Source organism: Nostoc sp. (assembly GCF_036917375.1).
In the GTDB taxonomy this organism is placed as follows: domain Bacteria; phylum Cyanobacteriota; class Cyanobacteriia; order Cyanobacteriales; family Nostocaceae; genus Nostoc.
This window is the reverse complement of the sequence record NZ_JBALDN010000119.1, coordinates 1-23,835: the sequence shown is the minus strand read 5'-3', so window position 1 is coordinate 23,835 and position 23,835 is coordinate 1. Positions and strand designations below refer to the sequence as shown.

The 23,835-nt window shown below is 41.0% G+C and carries 18 protein-coding genes and 1 tRNA gene; 16 read left to right on the top strand and 3 right to left on the bottom strand.

Annotation, left to right across the window (positions count from 1 at the left end):
* Positions 1-209: 209 nt before the first annotated feature.
* Positions 210-707: an HNH endonuclease gene (locus tag V7K45_RS32690; protein WP_094349059.1), complete on the bottom strand. Its 498-nt coding sequence runs from the start codon at positions 705-707 to the stop codon at positions 210-212.
* Positions 708-1,079: 372 nt separating this feature from the next.
* Between V7K45_RS32690 and alr the strand changes: the two genes are divergently transcribed.
* The 7 genes from alr (at position 1,080) to V7K45_RS32655 (ending at position 11,599) form a co-directional block, all read left to right on the top strand.
* Positions 1,080-2,267 carry an alanine racemase gene (gene alr / locus V7K45_RS32685; protein ID WP_335010133.1) on the top strand — a complete coding sequence of 396 codons (1,188 nt, stop codon included), beginning with the start codon at positions 1,080-1,082 and terminating at the stop codon, positions 2,265-2,267.
* 178 nt (positions 2,268-2,445) lie between these two features.
* Positions 2,446-2,527: transfer RNA gene (locus tag V7K45_RS32680), tRNA-Leu, on the top strand.
* A 1,006-nt stretch (positions 2,528-3,533) separates the two neighbouring features.
* Complete coding sequence (locus V7K45_RS32675; RefSeq protein ID WP_335010131.1) at positions 3,534-4,601, top strand: response regulator; 1,068 nt, start codon at positions 3,534-3,536, stop codon at positions 4,599-4,601.
* A gap of 62 nt (positions 4,602-4,663) precedes the next feature.
* Entirely contained in the window at positions 4,664-5,041 is a 378-nt protein-coding gene (locus tag V7K45_RS32670; RefSeq protein ID WP_069071198.1) for a response regulator transcription factor, read from the top strand.
* Between the two features lie 4 nt (positions 5,042-5,045).
* On the top strand, positions 5,046-5,543 hold the full coding sequence (locus V7K45_RS32665; protein WP_335010129.1) for a chemotaxis protein CheW: 498 nt from the start codon (positions 5,046-5,048) through the stop codon (positions 5,541-5,543).
* A gap of 61 nt (positions 5,544-5,604) precedes the next feature.
* Entirely contained in the window at positions 5,605-8,412 is a 2,808-nt protein-coding gene (locus tag V7K45_RS32660) for a methyl-accepting chemotaxis protein (protein ID WP_335010127.1), read from the top strand.
* Between the two features lie 154 nt (positions 8,413-8,566).
* Entirely contained in the window at positions 8,567-11,599 is a 3,033-nt protein-coding gene (locus V7K45_RS32655; RefSeq protein ID WP_335010125.1) for a hybrid sensor histidine kinase/response regulator, read from the top strand.
* A gap of 57 nt (positions 11,600-11,656) precedes the next feature.
* Here V7K45_RS32655 and V7K45_RS32650 read toward each other — a convergent pair whose 3' ends face one another.
* Positions 11,657-14,212: a hypothetical protein gene (locus V7K45_RS32650; protein ID WP_335010123.1), complete on the bottom strand. Its 2,556-nt coding sequence runs from the start codon at positions 14,210-14,212 to the stop codon at positions 11,657-11,659.
* Positions 14,213-15,018: 806 nt separating this feature from the next.
* Between V7K45_RS32650 and V7K45_RS32645 the strand changes: the two genes are divergently transcribed.
* On the top strand, positions 15,019-15,591 hold the full coding sequence (locus V7K45_RS32645) for a Uma2 family endonuclease (RefSeq protein WP_335010121.1): 573 nt from the start codon (positions 15,019-15,021) through the stop codon (positions 15,589-15,591).
* Between the two features lie 84 nt (positions 15,592-15,675).
* Positions 15,676-16,602, top strand: a complete 927-nt coding sequence (locus V7K45_RS32640) for a PEP-CTERM sorting domain-containing protein (protein ID WP_335010119.1) — start codon at positions 15,676-15,678, stop codon at positions 16,600-16,602.
* A 133-nt stretch (positions 16,603-16,735) separates the two neighbouring features.
* On the opposite strand, the gene V7K45_RS32635 is transcribed toward V7K45_RS32640, so the two are convergent.
* A complete protein-coding gene (locus V7K45_RS32635) occupies positions 16,736-17,020 on the bottom strand; it encodes a DUF427 domain-containing protein (protein WP_099101420.1) in 285 nt (94 codons plus the stop codon).
* Between the two features lie 573 nt (positions 17,021-17,593).
* Between V7K45_RS32635 and V7K45_RS32630 the strand changes: the two genes are divergently transcribed.
* From V7K45_RS32630 to V7K45_RS32600, 7 genes are all read left to right on the top strand, one after another.
* Complete coding sequence (locus V7K45_RS32630; protein WP_335010117.1) at positions 17,594-17,815, top strand: hypothetical protein; 222 nt, start codon at positions 17,594-17,596, stop codon at positions 17,813-17,815.
* A 256-nt stretch (positions 17,816-18,071) separates the two neighbouring features.
* The gene (locus V7K45_RS32625) at positions 18,072-18,476 is read left to right on the top strand and encodes a hypothetical protein (protein WP_335010115.1); all 405 of its coding nucleotides are present in this window, start codon (positions 18,072-18,074) and stop codon (positions 18,474-18,476) included.
* Between the two features lie 381 nt (positions 18,477-18,857).
* On the top strand, positions 18,858-20,087 hold the full coding sequence (locus V7K45_RS32620) for a damage-control phosphatase ARMT1 family protein (RefSeq protein ID WP_442942097.1): 1,230 nt from the start codon (positions 18,858-18,860) through the stop codon (positions 20,085-20,087).
* Between the two features lie 126 nt (positions 20,088-20,213).
* Positions 20,214-20,429, top strand: coding sequence for a hypothetical protein (locus V7K45_RS32615; protein ID WP_335010111.1), 216 nt, complete (start codon positions 20,214-20,216; stop codon positions 20,427-20,429).
* A gap of 7 nt (positions 20,430-20,436) precedes the next feature.
* Positions 20,437-20,862 carry a type II toxin-antitoxin system VapC family toxin gene (locus V7K45_RS32610; protein WP_163936993.1) on the top strand — a complete coding sequence of 142 codons (426 nt, stop codon included), beginning with the start codon at positions 20,437-20,439 and terminating at the stop codon, positions 20,860-20,862.
* Between the two features lie 279 nt (positions 20,863-21,141).
* Positions 21,142-22,710, top strand: coding sequence for a metallophosphoesterase family protein (locus V7K45_RS32605; protein ID WP_335010109.1), 1,569 nt, complete (start codon positions 21,142-21,144; stop codon positions 22,708-22,710).
* Positions 22,711-22,885: 175 nt separating this feature from the next.
* A complete protein-coding gene (locus V7K45_RS32600; protein WP_335010107.1) occupies positions 22,886-23,644 on the top strand; it encodes a YebC/PmpR family DNA-binding transcriptional regulator in 759 nt (252 codons plus the stop codon).
* Positions 23,645-23,835 lie beyond the last annotated feature (191 nt).

Genomic DNA, 23,835 nt, shown 5'->3' with positions numbered 1-23,835 from the left:
CAATGGAAAAGGGCAAAATACAAGGGAAATAAAGAGCAAAGGGGAAACTCTATATACATACAACAAACTTAAAAGCTTGATAATTGATGCAATTACCTTCGTTGCAAGCCTATAGCCACCAATTTTTTAACGCTCAGAACTAAAGTTATTGGCTATCTCTCAAAGAAAGAGGGTATTTCTCCTTTCTCCTTTGCTCCTCTGTTTTTTGCTCAAAGACCTATAACATACTTTTGCCACTCTGTATGCAGTCCACTCTTAAGATGTTTGCTGACCTCGAAATAGAGACTGCTATAAGGTTGGCGCGGGGGATGACGCAAAGGCATGTGAGCTTCATGGGGAGTCCGACTGCCTTTTTTGACATTGCAACGGACACAAGCGGTAACAATATTCTCCCAAGTATCGCCTCCGCCGCGCGATCGCGGTATTACATGGTCTAGTGTCAATTCATCCCCTGTGTAACCACAGTATTGACAGGCATGACCATCACGGTGCAATATATTTCGGCGAGTTAGAGGGATTTCTTTATAAGGAACGCGTACATAATGACGCAACCGGATCACGGTCGGCAACGGGAAATCCGTGTACAGAAATTTACCGTTGTGTTCCACGCGTTCTGCTTTGCCCTTGATTAAAAGAACTACAGCACGACGCCAACTCGTTATATTGAGAGGTTCGTAAGAGGCGTTTAAGACTAAAACCTTCCCCATTATTTGCGCTCAGGGTATGAGTTTTACAATATATTAACACAAATACACCCTGCTAGGGAGATGAGAAGAAATTATACTTTTGGAAGAATTTGAAAATTAAGTTATGAGTTAGGAGTTGGAAAGTCAAATTTATCACTTCTTACTTAGACTGACGAAATCACGCAACGTTTTGTAGAGAAGAACGGAGTGAAAAGTCGATCCATAAGATTTACTTCTAACTCATACCTCATAACTTTTACTTGAGCGCCGCAACATCTTGTATCATTTCCAATCTGAAGGTTAAACTTCCTATTTAATCTGATCTCGCTTTTAGGAGCGTGTATAGATAGATAATTTGCAAGTTTAGCCGTGGCGGGATAGGAGTCAGTACAAATGTTAAGTCGCAAACAAATCCCTGGTGTAGTTCCTAATCAGCAGTGCGATACCTACGCGTGGTTTTCGCAACGAGCTTGGGTAGAAATTGATTTAGAGGCGCTGTCGTACAATGTAAAGCAATTGGTGCAGTTTTTATCGCCGCGTACTCAGTTGATGGCAGTAGTAAAAGCTGATGCCTATGGACATGGAGCAGTAACAGTCGCCCAAATTGCCATCCAATCGGGAGCTAGTTGCCTGGGAGTGGCTACAGTTCCAGAAGCTATTCAATTGCGAGAAGGTGGGATTCAAGCGCCGATTTTGATTTTAGGGGCAACTCATACACTAGAGCAGATTCATGCGATCGCCCAATGGAAACTTCAGCCCACACTCTGTAGCCCTAAACAAGCATTAGTATTTTCTGATACCTTAGAATCGATGAATCATGGTTCTCCAGTGCCCGTACACATTAAATTAGACACAGGAATGTCTAGATTGGGAACTGATTGGCGGCAAGCTGGCGAATTTGTGCAATTAGTGCAGCGATTACCGCATCTTGATATTGCCAGTATTTATTCGCATTTGGCGACAGCAGACGATCCCGATCCGACGGTAATGGAAGAACAGCATAAACGATTTGAGGATGCGATCGCTCAAATCAAAGCAATGGGAATTGAAGTACCCTGTTTGCACTTGGCAAACTCAGCCGCCGCACTCACAAATCCGGCATTGCACTACGATATGGTGCGTGTAGGTTTAGCTGTTTACGGACTTTATCCAGCAACCCATTTACAAAATGCGATCGATCTCAAGCCCGTTTTGCAACTCAAGGCAAGAGTTACCCAAGTTAAAACAATTGCCGCAGGAACAGCTGTTAGCTACGGGCATAAATTTATTGCCCCGCGCGAACTTCGCCTCGCTGTTGTAGGAATTGGCTATGCTGACGGCGTTCCTCGCAGTCTTTCCAACAAAATGCAGGTCTTAATTCGCGGTCAGCGGGTGTCGCAAATTGGCACAATTACAATGGATCAGTTAATGCTCGATGTAAGTGCCATACCCAATATCCAAGAAGGAGAAGTAGTCACCTTACTAGGAGAACAGGGAAAAGAACAAATTTCAGCGGACGACTGGGCAAAACAATTAAACACAATTTCTTGGGAAATTCTCTGTGGATTCAAGCATCGTCTGCCTCGTGTTGCAGTTATGTAATTGGTTATGGGGCATGGAGAAGAGGCAGAGGGGTAGGGAGCAGAGGGGAAAGATGTAATTTTTTATTATTTCTATTGCCCCCAGTAAGAATTTCTTCTTAATCTACCCCTGCCTCCCCTGCTTCTTCCCCATTCCCTATTTTCAAAAATAATTTCTTATGCTATGATAATAAACTGATGCGGATGTGGCGAAATTGGCAGACGCGCTAGATTTAGGTTCTAGTTCCGAAAGGAGTGAAGGTTCAAGTCCTTTCATCCGCACTTTTGATAAATTAAATTGCCTTATCTAGGCTGGTACTTATACTTGAGTTAAAGTTCAAGAATAGTTACCAACCTACTTAAATATTGCTTAAATAAAAATATATTTCGCCAACACAGCTTCAAATATAGCAGGAGGCAGGAGGCAGTGTTTCGACTACGCTCAACAACCGGGCAGGAGGCACGAGGTAAAACTATTGCTAACTCTAGCATTCACCTTTTCCAAATGTCCTAACCTGTGTGACTACGGCTATATAAGAGGATATTTGAAAATTTTTTTGTGGTAGAATGCGCCTGTAAACAAGACAGGGAAAGAGTTTTAACTTAATAAGTCTGTTCTCAAAATGATAGTAAATGTGTAAAAGTGCATAAGTCCTAGTGGATTTAATAACCTACAATTTTCGTAGGTAGGATGTGTTCGAGGCATAACGTACCATTCCGAGAACTTTCAGTACCTACTCTCGGCGTAAAACACTCTGCAAAAAATAAGTTTTGCATTCTGTTTCATCTAAGTCCTTAAATGCAAATAACAAAAAATACATTTATTGCTTTCAATAAATAAGTATTGTTACTGTGGTCAACTTGAAGTTATTCGATGCAAAGTGGCTTCATTCAGTCCTTACTTGTTTAAAAAATAAATTTTGCTTAAGTGTAAATACAGAAGTTAAAAGATATCGCCATCAATAAAATCAGTATTATTTCTGTGGTCAGATAGGGGTTACTCAATGGAAAGTGGCTTCATCTAGTCTTGACATTTTTATGTCTTATTTCTCGAAAGATGTTGATAAATCTCAGTAACACTAAGTAGATTAATCACAATTTACGAATTTACTAAGATTTGCTCATCTGAAAATAACGCTACTATCGTTGAGTTTCACCACAAACCTAGATGTAAACAGATGTACTTTAAAATCCAAAAGTTTAATGCTTTTTACTTGATTTTGATTGTGGAATAACTTTACACGAATTTAGCTTACACGTATCGAATTTTAGCTGAAGTAAAAGCAAAATGAGCACAACTCCTATAGGTAGCTACAGGTTGTTCCAGAAACTACATCCGCTATCTCTGTTGGCACAATTAACAAGTCGGCGTGCTACGGGTTGCTTAAGCGTATTTACCGGGATAGTTTCTTGGTCAATCTATCTAGAGGACGGTAAACTTACTTATGCCTCCTATTCAGATAAACTATTTGAGCGCCTTGACAGTCACTTACGGCGTTTGAGTCAGCAAATTCCTGCTCTCAACAGCGCCACTCGCGTACAGATGCGGCTGATGTTTGAGACGAAAAATGAACATCAATCAATACCAAATGCAGATTACCAAGCTATTTGTTGGTTAGTAAATCAGGACTATATTACCTCTGTACAAGCAGGAAGCCTGATAGACGAATTGGCAAAAGAAGTAATGGAATCATTTCTGTGTTTAAAAGAAGGTAGCTATGAATTCAGTCCAGAAAGCTCTTTGGATGAACTACCAAAGTTCTGTCACCTGGATTTACGGTTACTTGTTGAACACTGTCAAAAGCAATTACGAAATCGGCAAAATATTCAGTCATCAATTCCGGCTGGTGGGAATTCCCAAGTTTTGTCTACAACACAATCGGCTCAAGTTTTGCCACACTTGCAAATAAAGCTTGGGCAAAAATTGCCAATCCCAATCAATTTTGATATTCCTGAGAATAATAAAATTACTCAGCCACCTGTTGGCAAAAAGCTATATACAATTGCCTGCATTGATGATAGCCAAACAGTTTTGAATTCTATCAAACACTTTTTGGATGAAAACACATTTTCAGTTGTGACGATCAACGATCCGGTCAAAGCTTTAATGCAAATTCTCCGGAGTAAGCCCGATCTGATTTTGCTAGATGTTGAAATGCCAAGTTTAGATGGCTATGAACTATGTTCATTATTACGTAAACATTCAGCTTTTAAAAATATACCGATCGTTATGGTGACTGGTAGAACAGGATTTATCGACAGGGCAAAGGCTAAAATGGTCAGATCGTCAGGATATTTGACTAAGCCTTTTACACAATCAGAATTGCTAAAAATGGTTTTTAAGCATCTTGGCTGATTGAAACAAGGCAAATAAAAATAACAAAATATGTTTAATTTATTTTTTTAGGAGATTTAATAGTGAGCCTGACTTTGCTTGGCACAATTTTGATTGTAGAAGATTCTCCCAGTGAATTGGAATTAATGAGCCATTATCTCAAAGAAAGTGGTTACAACGTAATTAAAGCAAGTGGTGCAAAAGAGGGTTTAGAAAAAGCTGTGTTAGAAAAACCAGATGCGATCGTTACTGATGTAGTAATGCCAGAAATGAGCGGATTTGAATTGTGTCGTTCTCTGAGAAGGAATCCAATTACTGCAAAAGTGCCGATTGTGGTTTGTAGTTCTAAAAATCAAGAAATCGATCGTTTGTGGGCGATGAGACAAGGTGCAGATGCTTATATAACTAAACCTTACACCCGCGAACATCTCCTACGTACTATTAAATCAGTGGTAATTTGAATCAATGACTAGTACAAACATTACTCTTTCTTCAAAACCAATCCCGAATAATTTAGCAGATACTTATCTAAAGTTTCAGCTAAATCAACAAACAACTGCTGTTTTATCAATGAAGCATACGCAAGAAGCAATTCTTGTGCCTGTTGAATCTATTACGTCAATGCCGAATATGCCGTCTTGCATATTAGGATTAATGAATTGGCGGAGTCGGATAATTTGGGTAGTTGATTTACCAAGAATGCTCAATTTAGAATCCCTAGATTATCGACTGCGACAATATAATGCGATCGTTATCCAAGTGGAATCATTGGTGTTGGGATTAGTTGTACAAGAAATAAAAGGTACAACCAAGTTTATAGTTGATGATATTCATTCTCCTATAGGACAAGTGACATCCAGTTTAGTTCCTTATTTATGTGGGTGCGTTGTGCAACAGGAAGAAATCTTACTGGTATTAGATGCACAGGCGATTGTGCAATCTTCTATTCTCCGCAGTGATTAGGGTTTACTACTAAAAACAGCTTTTTAGTGTTCTTATTCACATACTTAGGAGAACTAATTTTATGTTTAATAAAACAAACACGAATCAAGGTAATAGCGCTCAAAATCGAGCATCGCTGATTTCATCTCAAAAAGCTATTGGAACTGTAGTAAAGCTACCAAATAAGCTGACTAATAAAAGTGTGAATAATTCTTCGAATCAGGGTATTGCCTATTTTACAAGGCTGGGATTAGTTAAGAAAGCGACTATTTTAGCGATCGCAATCGGTACAATACCAGTTTTGGGCATCGGTGCGATCGCTTTTTGTTTGGCCAACAAATCTATTACTAAGCAAATTACCCAATCTCAACAAGCCGAAGCCACTGGCTTGAGTGATAAAGTTAACCGCTTTATGCTGGGACGCTACGGTGATATTCAGGTAATATCAAACTTGCTATTTTTGACAAATTCTCAAGCTAGTATTAGTACTCAAGAAAAACAAGCAGTTTTAGATCGGGTTGTCGAAGCCTACAAAGCTTATGACAGTATTGCTGTTTTCGATCGCCAAGGTAACTTGATTGTCCAGTCTACAGGCGAACCCCTGGAAAATCAAAAAGACCGTAGCTATTTTCAAGACGCTTTACAAAAAGATACTCCTGTCATCAGCAAACCGGAAGCAGCAAAAAATACAGGTGTCGTAAGTATTTATTTAGCTGCACCTGTGAAAGAGACAAGAACGGGTGAAACTATTGGCGTGGTACAAGCACGTATGCCTGTAAAATCTTTAGAGGAAGTTACCAAAAACTACGCAGCCAACGGACAACAATACCATTTGCTTGATGCTTCGGGAACAGTTTTCTTGAGTCCTCAAAAAGAATTATTGGGGAAAGAGGCCAAGGGAGAGTATTCTAATTTACCTAAACTGCTAGCAGCCAAAAAGGTAAATAGTTTTATAGAAGTTCCCAAAACTTACAAAAAACAAGAACTAGTTAGCTATGTACCAGCTAGTACGATAGATGGTTTACCTGATTTAAACTGGCAGGTACTTTTAGCTACAGACACCGCAACTGTATTTGAGCCGCAAAGACAATTGTTGTGGACTATAGCCATCGGCACAGCACTAACAGCCTTGATTGTGGGTGCGATCGCATCTCGGTTAGCTAAACTGACTACACTGCCAATTCTCAATGCCACTGCGGCATTAGCAAAGTTAGGTCAAGGTAAATTTAATACCCGTCTGGAAATTGAAAGAGAAGACGAATTAGGGGTATTGAGTGCAAATATCAACCAGATGGCTGAACAATTGCAGGTCTTAGTTAAAGAACAGCAACAGGAACTGGACGTTGAAGGGACAAAATTACTAGCAGATATTACCCTACGGATTCGGAAAGTTCTTAAAACTGAAGATATTTATCACGCCGCAGTCAAAGAAGTTCAGCAAATCCTCAAAACAGACCGGGTAATCATTTATAGTCTAAATCCAGGTACTTCGACTGGCGTTGTCGTTGCGGAATTGGTAACTGGTAATTGGCCGGAAATGTTGGGAGTGCAAATTGATGACCCCTATTTTCGAGAACATTATCTAGAAAGCGATCGCGATGGAGAGGTGCAAGCAGTTGCCAATATTCATCAAGACCAAAGCCTGAAAAATGCCGACGGTTACATCCAACTGTTAGAAAAATTCGCTGTCAAAGGTCATTTAATCGTACCGATTCTTACCCAAGAAAAACTTTTAGGCTTATTAATTGCTCATCATTGCGAAACTCCTCGTGTTTGGCAACAGCCGGAAATTGACTTGTTTCAACAAATAGCAACTCAAGTCGGCTATGCCTTAGAACAAGCCAAGTTATTAGAAGAGATAGAAAAAGTCAGAAATGTAACCGTAAGTGCTTCAGACGAAACACTACAACAACAACTTTTACAACTACTCAATGACGTAGAAGGCGCAGCCAGAGGCGATTTGACAGTGCGTGCAGACGTAACTGCTGGGGAAATTGGTACTGTTGCCGACTTCTTCAACTCCATTGTAGAAAGCCTTCGGGATATTGTTACCCAAGTTAAACAAGCTGCCATCCATGTAAATAGTGCCATTGGCTCTAACGAAGGAGCCATCCGCCATCTAGCAGAGGAAGCGCTAACCCAAGCTGCCGAAATCAACCGCACCCTTGATGCTGTTGACCAAATGACCCAATCCATGAAAGCCGTAGCCGAAAGTGCCGAAAAAGCTGCCTTCATTGCTAACCATGCGGCTCACACCGCCACCAACAGTGGACACGCGATGGATTTAACAGTACAAAATATCCTCTCTTTGCGGGAAACTGTGGGTGAAACTGCTAAGAAAGTGAAACGTTTGGGAGAGTCTTCGCAACAAATTTCTCGCGTGGTTTCGTTGATTAATCAAATCGCGATTCAAACTAACCTGCTTGCCATCAACGCCGGCATCGAAGCAGCACGTGCAGGTGAAGAAGGTCAAGGTTTTGCCGTAGTGGCTGAAGAAGTCGGCGAACTAGCAGTTAGGAGTGCCGCCGCAACCCAAGAAATTGAACAAATTGTTGAAAATATCCAACGAGAAACCAGTGAAGTAGTGCAAGCAATGGAAATAGGCACTACCCAAGTGGTAGAAGGTACTCGCATTGTAGAGGAAGCTAAACAAAGTTTGAGTGAAATTTTGGATGTATCTTCTCAAATTGACTCCTTAGTGCAGTCGATTTCCACCGCAACTGCATCTCAGGTTGAAACATCACAAAGTGTTAGCCAATTGATGAAAGATATCGCTGCTATATCACAACGTAGCAGCGATTCTTCTCGCCAAGTTTCTGAATCTCTGCAACAAACTGTGGATATTTCCCAGCAGTTGCAAGAGACTGTCGAGGCTTTCAAAGTTAGTTAAGTTTGTCATTTGTCATTTGTCCTTTGTCCTTTGCTAGTGATGAATGACGAATGACCATGCAAATTTTAGATTTTAGATTTTGGATTGAAATAAAAATCTAAAATCCGCAATCTAAAATCCAAAATTGATTGACCAATGACTAAGGACAAAAACCATGCTACAAGACAAAGAATTAGAAATCCAGATGCAGTTTCTGGAAGAAGCAACAGATTACTTAAATACCTTAGAAGGGGTATTGCTGGAAATCGATACTAGTAACCGCATCGATTTGGATAAAATCAATGCTGCACTCCGGGCCACTCATTCTATTAAAGGTGGTGCGGGGATGATGGGATTTAAATCGCTAAGTGATTTATCTCACCGTCTGGAAGATTCCTTTAAAGTTTTAAAAACTAAAAAAAATTCTTTAGAAATTGATACTCAGTTGCAAAGTTTATTGCTATCTGGAGTTGACTGGCTGCGTCAAATTGTCGAATTGCTTGCAGAAGGGAATGTTGTCGAAGATCAGTGGTTAGCAACTTTTTGTTATCCCATCTTCGATGAGTTGCACGATCGCTTGGGCGACCCCACCCCAGAAGATGCCTCAACTATGCTATCCCCAGAGGACGGGCAAGACGTTATCCCTTTGCTATTTGCTACAGAAGTAGAAGAGTGTTTACAACGTCTAGAATCTATATTGGCAGATACCGAACAAGCCGGATTGCCTGAAGAAATTGCAATCTTGGCAGCTGAATTAGGCGGTTTGGGAGAAATGCTCCAGTTGCCAGCTTTTAGCAAGCTTTGTCAGTCGGTAACGCAGCATTTGGAAACTGTTAGTAGCGATCGCATTCCCGAAATTGCCCAGTTAGCATTACAAGCATGGCGGCGATCGCAAGCTTTGGTGCTGACAAATCAGCTAGATAACTTGCCTACAGAAATTTATTTGGGTAGTTCTATGCAATTCCTGCCGCTATTACCGGCAGAAGTGATACCACAACTTCTCCCCACAGATGTCCTCGACACAGAAGTAGTGTCAACAGGGGTTTGGCAAGCAGAGATAACTCCAGAAACTTGGGTTAAAGATGAAGAGTTGGCGCAGCCCACCGCAGGTATCGCAGCCAATTTTACATTTGTAGATGCAGAATTTGCCGACGATGTAAATGCTGTCAATGTCACCGAACACAATACAATATTTGCTAAAGAAGAGAATCCTCCAGATGCCAAATTGAGCGAAGGCAAAGGAGAGCCAGTTGCCGTTGCTAAAGAAAGAGAAATTCATGAAAATAGCGTCCGAGTTCCTAGCAAACAGCTAGAGCAAATTAATGATTTATTTGGCGAACTGATTGTTCAGCGAAATGGCTTAAACTCACAACTAGAAAGATTACGCAAACTCGTTCGTAACCTCAACCAGCGAGTCCAAGTTCTCGACCGCGAAAACCAGGAATTACGTATAGTCTCCGACAAAATTTCCACTCAAGCTACCTCACAGCTACAAGCTGAAAATGGCCACCAAGTACAAGGTATAAACACAGAATTTGATGCCTTAGAAATGGATCGCTATAACGAATTAAACCTGCGATCGCAGGAAGTTATGGAAACCATTGTTCAAGTACAGGAAGTCACAACAGATGTGCAACTCAGTGTAGATGATACAGACCATATTGCTCGTAAACTCAACAAAACATCGAAACAATTACAGACAAAGCTAAATCACATCCGAATGCGGCCGCTGTCCGATTTAATAGAACGTTTTCCCAGAGCTTTACGCGATTTAAATGTCGAGTATGGCAAAAATGTCCAGTTAAAAATTGAAGGTGGCAATACTTTAATTGAACGCAGCATTTTAGAAGCTTTAAACGAACCTTTAATGCACTTGTTAAGGAACGCTTTCGATCATGGAATCGAAGACTCTGCCACGCGTCGCCTTTTAGGAAAACCAGAACAAGGATTAATTGAAATTACAGCTACTCACCGCAGCAATCGCACCATCATTACTATCCGTGATGATGGTTGGGGCATTTCTCTGGAGAAAATTCGCACCCGGGCCTTGGCTATGGGATTAGATGCTTCTCTACTCGCTAATGCTAGTGATGAAGAACTATTATCACTAATTTTTGAACCAGGTTTTACCACCTCCGAACAAGTCACAGCATTATCTGGTCGCGGTGTCGGTATGGATGTGGTTCGCAACAACCTCAAACTAATTCGAGGAGATGTGAAAGTTGATACGGAACCAGGAGTTGGTACTACCTTCACTTTATCACTACCGTTTACACTTTCCGTTGCACGAGTTCTGCTAGTAGAAATCAATAAAATTCTATTAGCATTTCCCACAGATGTCATTTCAGAAATATCTTTGCTTCAAGACGAGCGAGTTTTTGAAATGGCTGGTAGCGAAGTTTTAAATTGGCAAGGAACCATGCTGCCACTGATTCGCTTAACTCGTTATTTAGAGTTTAATTGCCTACGCTACGATAGCGCAGAGTTAGAAATTCCGGCAGCCATTAGTACTAACAGTGTGTTAGTAGTCAAAGGTAATAATCAGCCAGTCGCGATCCAAATAGATCGTTGCTGGGGCGAACAAGAAGTTGCGATTCGCCAAGTTGAAGGAAATATACCTTTACCTGAAGGCTTCAGCAACTGTACAATTCTCGGTGATGGTCGAGTAGTACCACTAGTTAATGTTAATGAGTTACTGTATTGGATTGCTACAAATAAAAAGACTCCTAGAGGTACTCAATTACCATCAGCAAGATTAAAAACACCATTCCTGATATTTGATGAAGAGAAAATGTCAGCAGCATCTATTAAGCAGAAAGGTACAATTTTAATCGTAGATGATTCGATTAATGTACGCCGCTTTTTAGCTCTAACTCTTGAAAAAGGAGGGTATCAGGTAGAGCAAGCTAAAGATGGTCAAGATGCCTTGGAAAAACTTCATAGTGGATTGAAAGTTGAGGCAGTAATTTGCGATATTGAAATGCCTCGCCTTGATGGTTATGGATTTTTAGGTAAGGTAAATTCAGATGTGGATACAAAAAATATTCCAGTTGCAATGCTGACTTCTCGTAGTAGCAATAAACATCGGCAACTAGCTATGCAATTGGGGGCGCGGGCTTACTTTTCTAAACCTTATAACGAGCAAGAATTATTGCAAACGCTGGAGGAAATAATTCATTCGGTTGCAGAACAGGCAGCTTCTAATTAAAAATTGACAATTGCTACTTCCTAATTTCCTAGCTGGGAACTCGGTGTTTTAGACGAACTATGCTTGCAACACAAAATCTGATGTCGTAAGAGTTGGTGCACCAGTTAGAGTCGCAAATAGACCACCGCTACCAAAACCTACGGCATCGCCATTTTGGTTGTAGAATAATTCCCCACTCACAGCGTTGTAGACAATTTTCGCTGTGCTAATCTCTGGTGAATTGGTGATTTTAAAATTACTGTTGTTACTAAAACCTGTTCCCGCAACAGAGGTAATAGCACTAAAGGTAGTCAATTCCAGTACAATCTTGTCACCTTCGGAACTGTTGAAGTCAGCGATCGCGTCTTGACCAATATCAGTCCGAACAAAAGCAACATCGGTGTTGTAAAGAAATGTGTCAGCACCCGCGCCACCAACAAGAATATCATTGTTTACACCACCCGCAAGAGTATCATTACCTTCTCCACCGATGAGAATATCATCGCCTGACCCACCCCGCAGCAAGTCATTGTCACCATTACCATTAATGATGTCATTACCCCCTTGACCATTAATCACATCATTAGAGTTGTCAAAACCGGCGATGTTATTATTTAAGTCATTCAGAAAGGTGACAGTGTTTTTGTTCCAAATGCTGGTTTGAGTCGAGTTGGCATTAATTACATCAAAACTGTCGGTGATTCTAGTTTGGTCATTAAATAGAACATTGCCGAGTGCAGATTTGGAAGGACTTGCTGGCAGATTATCCAGGTTTTCTAAGAGGAAGTTTTGCAAAGTGACTTTGGTGTTAGCCACATTTTCAAAGGTGACTTCTAAGTTGTTGCCATTTTGAGTTAGTTGCAGATTTTGGGCAGTCAATTCTGAACCGATAAATTGCAGTGTATCAACATTGAGAATTACCTCTGGCGCAGGGTTTGAGCCTTTACCTATACCAGCAAAATCGGTGATAATGTCATTGCCATCCTCAGAGCGAATAATAAACTTATCTTCACCACCGTTGCCTGTTAGAGTATCGTTACCAGCTGTGCCGTCGATGATGTTGTTGCCAATTGTGCCAAAAAGAGCATCTTTCCCAGCAGTTCCCGACAGCTCTGTGGTGCCGATATTCTTTCCCCCAAATACCACGTAGCTTTGCCCTGACGATATGTCGATGGGGTCTGCATAAGGTGCCCCGATAATCAGGTCAGCGAAACCGTCACCGTTAATGTCTCCGGCACTGCTGATAGACCTGCCTGAGTTGTCACCTTCTGCTATACCGTTAATAACGAAGCCGTTAGTGCTGTCAAGGCTAGAAAGGTCGAGAGTGGGGCTAAAGTCTGTGCTCTTGCCAAATACCACGTAGCTCTGCCCTGAACTATCGCCATTGGGGTCGGCCTGCCATGCCCCGATAATCAGGTCAGCGATACCGTCGTCGTTAACATCTCCAGCACTGCTGACAGAATAGCCTGAAAAGTCAAACGTCGCGATGCCGTCGATCGCAAAGCCGTTAGCGCCGTTGAGGTCAGAAAGATTGAAAGTGGGGCTAAAGCCTGTGCTCTTGCCAAATACCACGTAGCTCTGCCCTGACAATATGTCGTTGGGGTCGGCATAAGGTGCGCCGATAATCAGGTCAGCGATACCATCGTCGTTAACATCTCCAGCACTGCTGACAGAATAGCCACTGCTAGTAGAATAGCCTAAGTTGTTAAACGTTGCGATGCCGTTGATTGCAAAGCCGTTAGCGCCGTTGAGGTCTGAGAGATTGAAAGTGGGGCTAAAGCCTGTCCTCTTGCCAAATACCACGTAGCTCTGCCCTGGTCTCTCGCCGTTGGGGTCAGCATAAGGTGCGCCGATAATCAGGTCAGCGATACCGTCGTCGTTAACATCTCCAGCACTGCTGACAGACCTGCCTGAATCGTCACTCCCCGCGATGCCGTCGATCGCAAAGCCGTTAGCGCCGTTGAGGTCTGAGAGATTGAGAGTGGGGCTAAAACCTGTGCTCCTGCCAAATACTACGTAGCTTTGCCCTGAATAATTGCCGTTGGGGTCGGCATAAGGTGCCCCAATAATCAGGTCGTCAAGACCGTCACCGTTAATGTCTCCTGCACTGCTGATAGACCTGGCTGAGTTGTCACCAGCATTGATGCCGTTGATTGCAAAGCCGTTAGCACCGTTGAGGTCTGAGACATTGAAAGTGGGGTTAAAGCCTGTGCTCTTGCCAAATACCACATAGCTCTGCCCGGAATAATTGCCGTTGGGTTTGGCATTTGATGCCCCGATAATCAGGTCGTCAAAACCGTCACCGTTAATATCTCCGGCACTGCTGACAGACCTGCCTAAGTTGTCACCAGCATTGATGCCATTGATAGCGAAGCCGTTAGTGCCGTTGAGGTCTGAGAGATTGAAAGTGGGGTTAAAGCCTGTGCTCTTGCCAAATACTACGTAGCTCTGCCCTGACAATATGCCGTTAGGGTCGGCCTGCCATGCCCCGATAATCAGGTCGTCAAAACCGTCATCGTTAATATCTCCAGCACTGCTAACAGACCAACCTGAAAAGTCAAAGCTCGAGATGCCGTTGATAGTGAAGCCGTTAATACCGTTGAGGTCAGAGAGATTCAATGATGAATTAACCATGATTTTCTCCTGTGTTTGTAGTGATTGAGTATTCGTGAGCCTTGGTAAAAAATGGAATTTGCAGCTAGACAAACACTAATTGCCTGCACGGACTCACAAAAAATTTTTGCTTTCAAACCTGCGTCCCGTTTGTAATTCGTAATTAGGAAATTTAATCACGAAGGCTTACAATTATGAGTTGTATTGATAGCGGTCTTTCAATGCTAGCTAGTCAACGGATTTAACTTTATTAGTAAAAATTACTTTGATAACCGTTAATTTAATTAAATACTCTGATGAATATCTAGCCGTTGTCAATATGGTTAGCTTTGATTATGGTCAATTTTTTAACGTAACGTGAGTTCAACGGCTCATTTTGTAACTGCCTAATTAGAGTAAATTATTGAAACCTCTCCCTGGTTTTACTACGCAAAACTATTCCTCTCGCCCGTTGGAGAGGAACTGGTAACGACAACTTGTCTATTTGTTACCAACGCAGAAGCTGTTGTTAGGAATAAAGTTGTTGTCGCTACCACAGCTTGTCATTCGTTACCAACATAAGTTGTTTCGTTACGAATGCTTATCCGTTAGTAACAAAAACTTGTCCGTTCGTTAACAACACAAGTTGTTTTGTTCAGAATGCTTATCTATTTGTGACAAAGCTTATGCGATCGTTACTACAGCTTAAGCAAAACTTATCGATACAAGTCTTAACCACAGCTTACAGCTATTTTCAGGTAAGCAACATCAAGGAGAATAGGCTCACTCCTTAAAATTCAAAGACAGAAAATGCTAAGATTCCAATCAAATATGGCATTTGCACAGCTATGACAAGTACGCTGCACAAACCAATCTCCTTAGCAGAGTTCCTCAAACTGCCAGAAACAGAACCTGCTAGTGAATTTATCGATGGTCGTATCTACCAGAAACCAATGCCACAAGGCAAACATTCTCGGCTACAACTAAAACTTTGTAACGCAATTAGCCAAGTTGCCGAAGAACAAGAAATTGCTTTGGCTTTTCCAGAATTACGCTGTACATTTGGCGGACGTTCGATTGTACCAGACGTGAGTGTATTTGCTTGGGAACGCATTCCCTTTGATGCTAATGGTGAAATTGAAAATACCTTTGGTATTTATCCTGATTGGACAATTGAAATTCTTTCACCAGAACAGAATACAACCAAGGTAATTATAAATATTCTTCACTGTCTAAAACACGGTACTCGATTAGGATGGTTGCTCGATCCCAATGAACGCTTAGTATTAGTATTTTTGCCAGGGCAGCAACCTATAGACATAAATGGAGATGAAGTCTTGCCTGTACCTGACTTTTTGCAACTTAATTTAACGGTTACGCAGGTTTTTGCATGGCTAAAACCAACAAATAATAGTCAATAAAGATGATTAATATTTAGTTAAAAAATGTAAGATTAATATCCGAGATTTTGTTTAATTTTGAAAAATTAATCCGAGGAGTTTTAGGTGACAAAAAATAATAAAAAAAAGGCTATTGCTCAAGCTATTTCCACAGTCGTTGCTCTGAGTTGGGTGATAATGCAAGTGGAATCAGCACAAGCTGCTACCTTGACGGTGAACAATCTCAATGACAATGGCGTTGGCTCGTTGCGAGATACGATCAACAGTGCAAGTAACAATGATGTGGTAGAGTTCTTATTGGGCAGTAATCCTAGTACAATTACACTGACAAGTGGGGCACTTGCGATCGCAAAAAATCTCACTATTAATGGCCCAGGTGCTAACTTACTTACCATCAGTAGCAATAATCACTTTCCCGTGTTTGACATTAACGCCGCGAATGTTACATTTTTTGGGCTTGCGATCGCTGGTGATATCAACGCTTACAATTCTAGTAACCTAACGTTTACTAATAGCACCATCAGCGGCCGCAATGTGAATATAGATAGTAACCTAACACTTATCAATAGCACTATCAGCAGCGAGAATTTAGCGATCGATGGTGGACTAACAGGAATTGGTGATAATAATGTAACGGCTCTCAGTAGGATCACCATTGGCGACAATTTAACTAGTTCTAGCGGCAATTTAACTATCTCTACTAAGAGCCTGCAAATTAACGGTGGTAGCAATAATTCAGGAGCAGCAGGTAGTTTAACTGTTACAGCCGACGATAGCGTTGTTGTGACTGGCAGCCAGGTAACGATTCCCATTAGCACCAGTGGCAATTCTGGGCAAATTAACGGTGGTGGCAATAATTCAGGAGCAGCAGGCACTCTAACTCTTAACTCTGATACTTTGATATTGAAGCCTGGTGCTATTATATCGAAACCAGTACCCGAACCAAGTGCGATCGCTGGTACTATACTTGCTGCTAGTCTGGCTTGGCTGGTGAAGAGAAAGCAAGTAGTATTTCGTAAGGCGAAGGTATAATTACGTATTAAAATCAATTCCTAAAGAAAATAGTTTAAATAATTAGCCCGTCTGTGCAGGCTAATTATTTTATGGGCAGTTAGTCGGACATAATATCAATTACCTGAAACTAAAATAATTCCAGGAACCTTTCTTAAGCCTCGACTTTTACACCCTTCCAGAAAGCCACATAACCTTCAATATTCTTAGCTTTCTCCTTTGCGCTGGGATAATACCAAGCAGCATCTTTATTGGTTTGCCCCTCAACTTCGATACTGTAGTAACTGGCAACACCTTTCCAAGGACAAGTAGTGTGGGTGTTGCTTTCAGTAAAGTACTGCTTGTTAATGGTGTCAACAGGGAAATAATGGTTTCCCTCGACAACTACAGTATTATCACTCTCGGCTAAAACAACTCCATTCCAAATTGCTTTCGGCATAAATGACTTTGTAAATAAACTATACATATAACATTTTTACAGTATCAGCTTATTTGTAGTGAATTTCTGGAACCTGTGACGCTGCCAAAATAGTTCAGATGCTACGAAGAGGCAATGAGTTACAGAATTTCCCTCTAGATATTAATTACAATCACTTTTATTTATCGATTTGAAAATTAAAAGCATTTGCTTACATCATAAAGATTTTCTAGCATATTGGTATGGAAAGTTTATTAGTCAAAACAAAGTTATATTTCGGTTAATCGCTTTGAGCAAAAAATATCTAAATATTTGAGCGATGCCTGTGGTGGACTAGGCTAACGCACCTTAGATAAATGCTTGCCATCTAAGGATGTTATTTAGCATATATTTGCATTCTTTAAATTCTGATTAAACCTTCTTTCAATGTTCAATTTATCCAATTTGGGTGAATTTGACTAACCTGTTTGGGTAATTAACAAATCAATTCATCAGATGAACTGCTCCTAAAAACTTGAGATTAATAAAATGGTGGACTCTATTACTAGAGAATACTGATTGCAACTGCATTTTGTTCTAATTGAGGATAACTCTATGAAATTCACAAATTCACTTAATTCTGCACACATTATTGCTTGGATTAACTCTATGCCTAAAAGCACTTGCCTTCATCAAGCCAAGAATCACAATAGTCCATCAATAAACACAGCCGTCAACTCTGAAACTTCTCCTAGCTATTCCATGAATGGCAATTATCTCAAAACCTTTGATACTGCTTCTATTGCCTATTACATGATGGGTTTTGGTAATTTTTAATGAGCTAAGTTACTTCTAGACTTGTGAGGTGTAGCTTATATCATTTTGTCAATTACAGTTTTTTTCCAAAATACTCCATTTTACCCTGTACCAATTCTCTTAAAAGCTTAGTGTTCAAAATTTTAGGGAATTGTCTAACTCAAATTTGTAAGTAATAAAAAAAACAAACATGATGATCTAATCATAAGAGCTTGAAATTACAAAAAAAGAAGATTCTATTAATTAAAAACAATAATTAATCTCTACAAAGGATAAAATGATGAAATTCACAACTTTGCTCAATTCTGCACTTATCATTGCTTCTATGGCTTTTATACCTGGAATTGCTGGTGCTCAAACAGTTAATACTACTAATGGTGATGGACAAATAAATACAAATATCAACTCAAATACTTTACGTAAAAATCCTACAGATAGTAAATATCTGCAACCCTTTAATCTTGCCTTTCTAGCTTATCAAGGTTATTTAAAAGAGCAGGGTATTCCTAGTTACGGCACTTTGTTATTCAAATACCAAACCGGATACTTGACTGGGAAAGATGTGGTTCAGGCTGCTATTAAGGCTAATAAGTTATCGGCGGAAGTTTTAAACGATCGAGGTTATGTCAACGCAGTCGAGTTACAGATGAAATCATTTGGCGATATTAATGATTCACTCTAGACAATTTAGGAGTGCTGGAATCAATCTCCGCATCTCCCTATAACTTTAGACGCGATAAATCGCCGTCTCTACAATAGACCTCTTGGCATTTGTGCTTTTTGCAAGAGGGGGAAAAGGGTAAAGGTTAAAGGGGAAAGGGACTTTTGCAGAACCTTTTGCCCTTCCCCTTTCCCCTTTTCCCGACTTATGCAAGAAGTCTAATAATCAGTCTTTCGTCTTGACGGTGATTTATCGCGTCTGGGATAATACTTTTCTGACTTTATTAAATACTTTGTTTGCAGCTATTCGTCGATTTGTTGCGCTTTTGAGTTGATTGGGTTTGAAAGAAAGTGGCACACAGCGTTAGAATAACTGAAAATATAAGGAGAATCAAAGTTTGTGGTGAATATATCCCACATCCCCAAATTACCCATACCACCGTCTCTTTTGGGGTCAGAAGTTGGTTCTTTTACTGAGTATACAGTTACTCAACGAATGCCTGCGATCGCTCGCAAAGTTATTGCTGAAAATAATTTCTCGTCTGAAATTAATACCAGCTTAGAAAACCTGGCTACAGAATTGCCAGCAGGATATGTGCAACCTCTTTTAAAGAAGACTGCTGTAGATTTCTCAGCCTGGAATACATATTTAGAATTATACAAAGGTCAGCGTTGGCTAGATGTTCCTTGGTTTTTTGCCGAAACTTATTTTTTTCGTTTGATTCTAGAAATCACCAATTATTTTCGCCCTGGTGTATCGCAAGGTGTCGATCCGTTTGAGTTACAAAAGTCTCAAAGTTTAGAAGTATCTCTGGATTCGATTATTCTACTGTGCGATCGGGCTAACAATTGGTTAAATAATTCCCAACTGAAGGGAGAATCAAATCAAACAGCTTTAATAGCACTGTTATATTTTGCTTTGTGGGGAAATCGAGTTGACTTGAGTTTATGGTCAGCATCCGAGAGCGATCGCAGTCGTTTTGATATTCAAACCCAACTAGCTCACATCTTAGTAAATGATGCCTCCCAAGTCACGGAATTGTTAACCAATTCTCAAGGGGGACGGATTGATTTTGTTGTAGATAATGCTGGTTTTGAACTTGTTTGTGATTTATGTTTAGTAGATTTTTTGTTAAGTAGCGGATTGGCTAATCGGGTTTACCTACACTTAAAGCCACATCCGACTTTTGTATCTGATGCCATGATTAAGGATGTACATTACACAATAAGTTTTTTAGCCGCTACTGGAAATCAACAACTTACATCCTTTACCCAAAGACTGCAAGACAATATTGCATCAGGGCGTTTAGTACTATCTGAAGATTACTTTTGGACATCGCCTTTAGCCTTTTGGGAAATACCCAACTCCCTTAAAAACGAGTTAGGCAATGCGAGTTTGGTTATAGTTAAAGGAGATGCCAATTATCGCCGATTATTAGGCGATCGTCACTGGGAACTTACCACCGACATTGCAGATATAGTCTGCTACCTACCCGTGCCAATGGTAGCTCTACGCACCCTCAAGTCAGAAGTAGCAGTTGGTCTAAAACCAGAAGTTATTGAGAAAGTAGCAAAATCTGACTCTTCTTGGTTGACAAATGGACAGTGGGGTGTAATTCAGCTAGTGGTTTAGGGAATTTTGAAAAATCGAGATAATTTGTAAAAGAAGTATACGTATCTTTACTACTTATGGGGTCGTTTACCCTACCCGTATCACTACAACCAGCTTAGGATAGACTAGAAAAACTTTCTAAGGAAAATGGTAGAAAAAATCACAGCTGTGTTTAATGGCCAAGTGTTCTATCCAGCTGAACCGATCGCACTGCCAATTAATACCCGCGTGCGAATCAGTATTGAAATTTTACCGCCCAGCGAACAGGAAACGGTATCATTTTTGCAAACGGCGCGATCGCTCAACCTCGAAGGGCCGCCTGACTGGTCTGCCAATATAGATAAATATTTGTACAGTAAATAAACTTTTCATGCATTCTGAAGTCTTTCTTGATACATCATTTGCCATTGCCTTATCTGCACCGAGCGATCGCTTGCATGACCGAGCCTTACATCTGGCTAAAATGTTACAAGCAGCAGAAACTCGTTTGGTGACAACACAGGCGGTGATGTTGGAAATTGGCAATGCCTTATCCCAACAACCTTATCGTCAAGCGGCAATCATATTATTAAATTCTCTAGTTGCAGACTCGAAAGTAGAAATTGTCCCCCTTTCCCAGGAACTTTACGAACGTGCTTTCGAGCTATATCGCGAACGAACAGAGAAAGAATGGGGATTCGTCGATTGCGTATCTTTTATTGTCATGCAATATAGCGGAATCACTGAAGCACTGACTGCCGATGAGCATTTTCAACAAGCAGGCTTTCGAGCATTACTGCGGGAAAATTTGCCTTAAGGATGGAGATTGGGCATGAGACATTAGACTTCTTGCATGAATCAATGAGCTTTCACCCTAAATCCCTCTCCCAAGCTTGGGAGAGGGACTTTGAAATTGTCTCCCCTTCTCCCAATATTGGGAGAAGGGGTTGGGGGATGTAGCAAGATCCCGTAGGGTGGGCTAGTTTTGCATTCGTGCAAGAGGTCTATTAGCAAATGACAAATGACAAATGACAAATGACAATTAAATATTTCGTTACAATCGGTGTGTGCATTAGGCATTCAAGAGTTATCAGCCATGAAATTGATTTCCGATCCACCGATTCCTGTGAAAATTCAAAAGATGAAGGAACGGGTGCGGTGGATGCATCCAAGTTTTGTGCAACGGGGAATTGACCAAACCAGTCTAGTTATTGACGATCGCAGGCAAGATAATCCAGAATTTTCCTTTATGGTTATCGGCGATTCCGGCACTAAATCTCATTCTCGACACCACCCCCAACGAAAAGTTGCCGAACTGATGCTGGCTCACCGCAATGATTGCAACTTTGTGTTGCATACTGGCGATGTCATCTATGTGGTGGGTTCCCAAGAATATTATTCAACAAACTTTATTGAGCCTTACCGGGAATTTCTTGTCGGTGGTGACAACCCGAAAAGCATTCCTTATGACCGCATGGTGTTTAATCTGCCGTTCTTGCCAGTCCTTGGTAATCATGATTACTACGATGTACCTTTAATGTACCGTTTATTTACTGGCACAACATCGTCACTGCGTCGCCTGTTCCGCTATAAAGATATCGAGATTGGCTGGCATGGATCGTATCAAGGTAATGCCTATGCACGGGCTTTTATGGACTACACCCAGGCAATGTCTCCACAAGAGTTAGAACGTCATTTAGATCGGCACTACACTGCAAAGACCGATACAGGGCGCTGCTTGCGTTATCAACCTGGACAGTTTACCCGTTTACCCAATCGCTATTACACCTTTCGTTACGGCGGGATTGACTTTTTTGCACTCGATTCTAATACCTTTAATACACCATCACCTTTACCTGCAACTCAAGAGGGGGAAATTTACCGTCGGGAATTACAAAAGCGTCGCCAGGAAATAGATCGAGAAGAATTGGAGATTTTGGGAATATGCGATCGCCTCAACCCAGATAAACCCACCGAAGCGGAACTACTTGATGACTTTAGTGCCAAATTAGACCAAATAAACGAAATTAAAATTGACATTGAAAAACAACTAGCATCTCATCAAATGCCTGCGATTGATTTTGAACAACTTGAATGGTTGCGAAGCAGACTAATCGAATCTTGGAATAACTCCGAAGTGCGCGGACGTGTAATCTTTTTCCACCATCCTCCCTACGTCACAGAAGCTACCAAGTGGAATCAGGCACAAACTTTGGCGGTTCGTCACCGTTTGCGCTGGGTATTTGAACAAGTGGCAGAAACTCTTGGTACTCTAATTAAAGAACGTCCCATAGTCGATTTGATTTTAAACGGTCACGCTCACTGTTTAGAGCATCTTTGCACAACTGACACCGGATTTGCAGACTCGCACATCAACTGTATTATCTCTGGTGGGAGCGGTCATCGTCCCCGCTATCAAAGGCGAGAAGGGACTGAATTGATGGAAACTTTTGCTGAGATTGCAGGTAAACCCACTCGGAAAGTTGCGGATTCAACGTTATTTGTGGGCCGTCATAACTACAATTTCCAGAACCGACTGCCTTATTCATGTGTGCGGATTGATGTTCTGGATGGTAGCCCGCCCAAGTTTATCATCAGACCGTTGATTACTGAACGGTTTGAACAAGAGTGGCATAACACGGAACTTGAACCTTTTGCGATCTAAACGGGACGCGGCAAGTAATTAAACTACATCATTCCCCATCTCACTTAAGAATCAAATCTCAGTGCTGCTGGATTGCTTTGGGTGATTCTGTTGGTGTTTTACCAAATGCACCTTTGCATTCAGGCAAAAGCTAGGTATATCCTAATCTTAAATAAAGTTACGATCATCTCAAATTATGGCAGGACACAGTAAATGGGCAAATATTAAGCGCCAAAAAGCGGTAGTAGATGCAAAAAGGGGAAAAACCTTCACTCAGTTATCCAGGGCGATTATCGTTGCGGCTAGAAGCGGCGTACCAGATCCGGCGCTGAATTTTCAACTCCGAACAGCAGTTGACAAGGCTAAGGCTGCGAGTATTCCCAATGATAATATTGAACGAGCGATCGCTAAAGGTGCAGGTACTTTTGGCGGCGATAGTGCTACTTTTGAAGCGATTCGCTACGAAGGCTATGGCCCTGGTGGTGTAGCGATTTTAATCGAAGCCCTCACAGATAATCGCAATCGCACTGCTGCTGACTTGCGTGTAGCTTTTAGTAAAAATGGTGGCAATCTTGGTGAAACAGGTTGCGTTAGCTGGATGTTTGAACAAAAAGGCGTTTGTGTTGTGCAGGGTGTAGTTGACGAAGAACAGCTTTTAGAAGCATCACTTGAAGGCGGTGCCCAGTCTTATGAGATGACTGAAGATGAGATGGCTGAGGTTTTTACTGATATTGGAAATTTAGAAACCCTTAGTCAGACACTCAAAAATCAAAGTTTTAAGGTAACTGATGCCGAATTGCGCTGGATTCCTAGTAATAGTGTAGAAGTTACCGATCCCGATCGGGTGCGATCGCTTTTCAAGTTAATTGATACTCTAGAAGGCTTGGATGACGTGCAAAATGTCACAGCTAACTTTGACATAGCAGAAGAATTGATGTCTATGAGCATTTCTTAATCAAAATTAACCCAAGTCTCATAGTTAAATTACAGTTATTTGGATAATGTCCAGATTGTTACATTTAAGATTGAAATACCAGCAAGTATTTTTTAGCCCAATACGGTTCAGTTAAGGCTGAAAAACTGATTAGTGATATGAAATTTAGGAGTTTCAACTCGTTGTCCAGTACCTCTGTGTTTTGGCTTTTT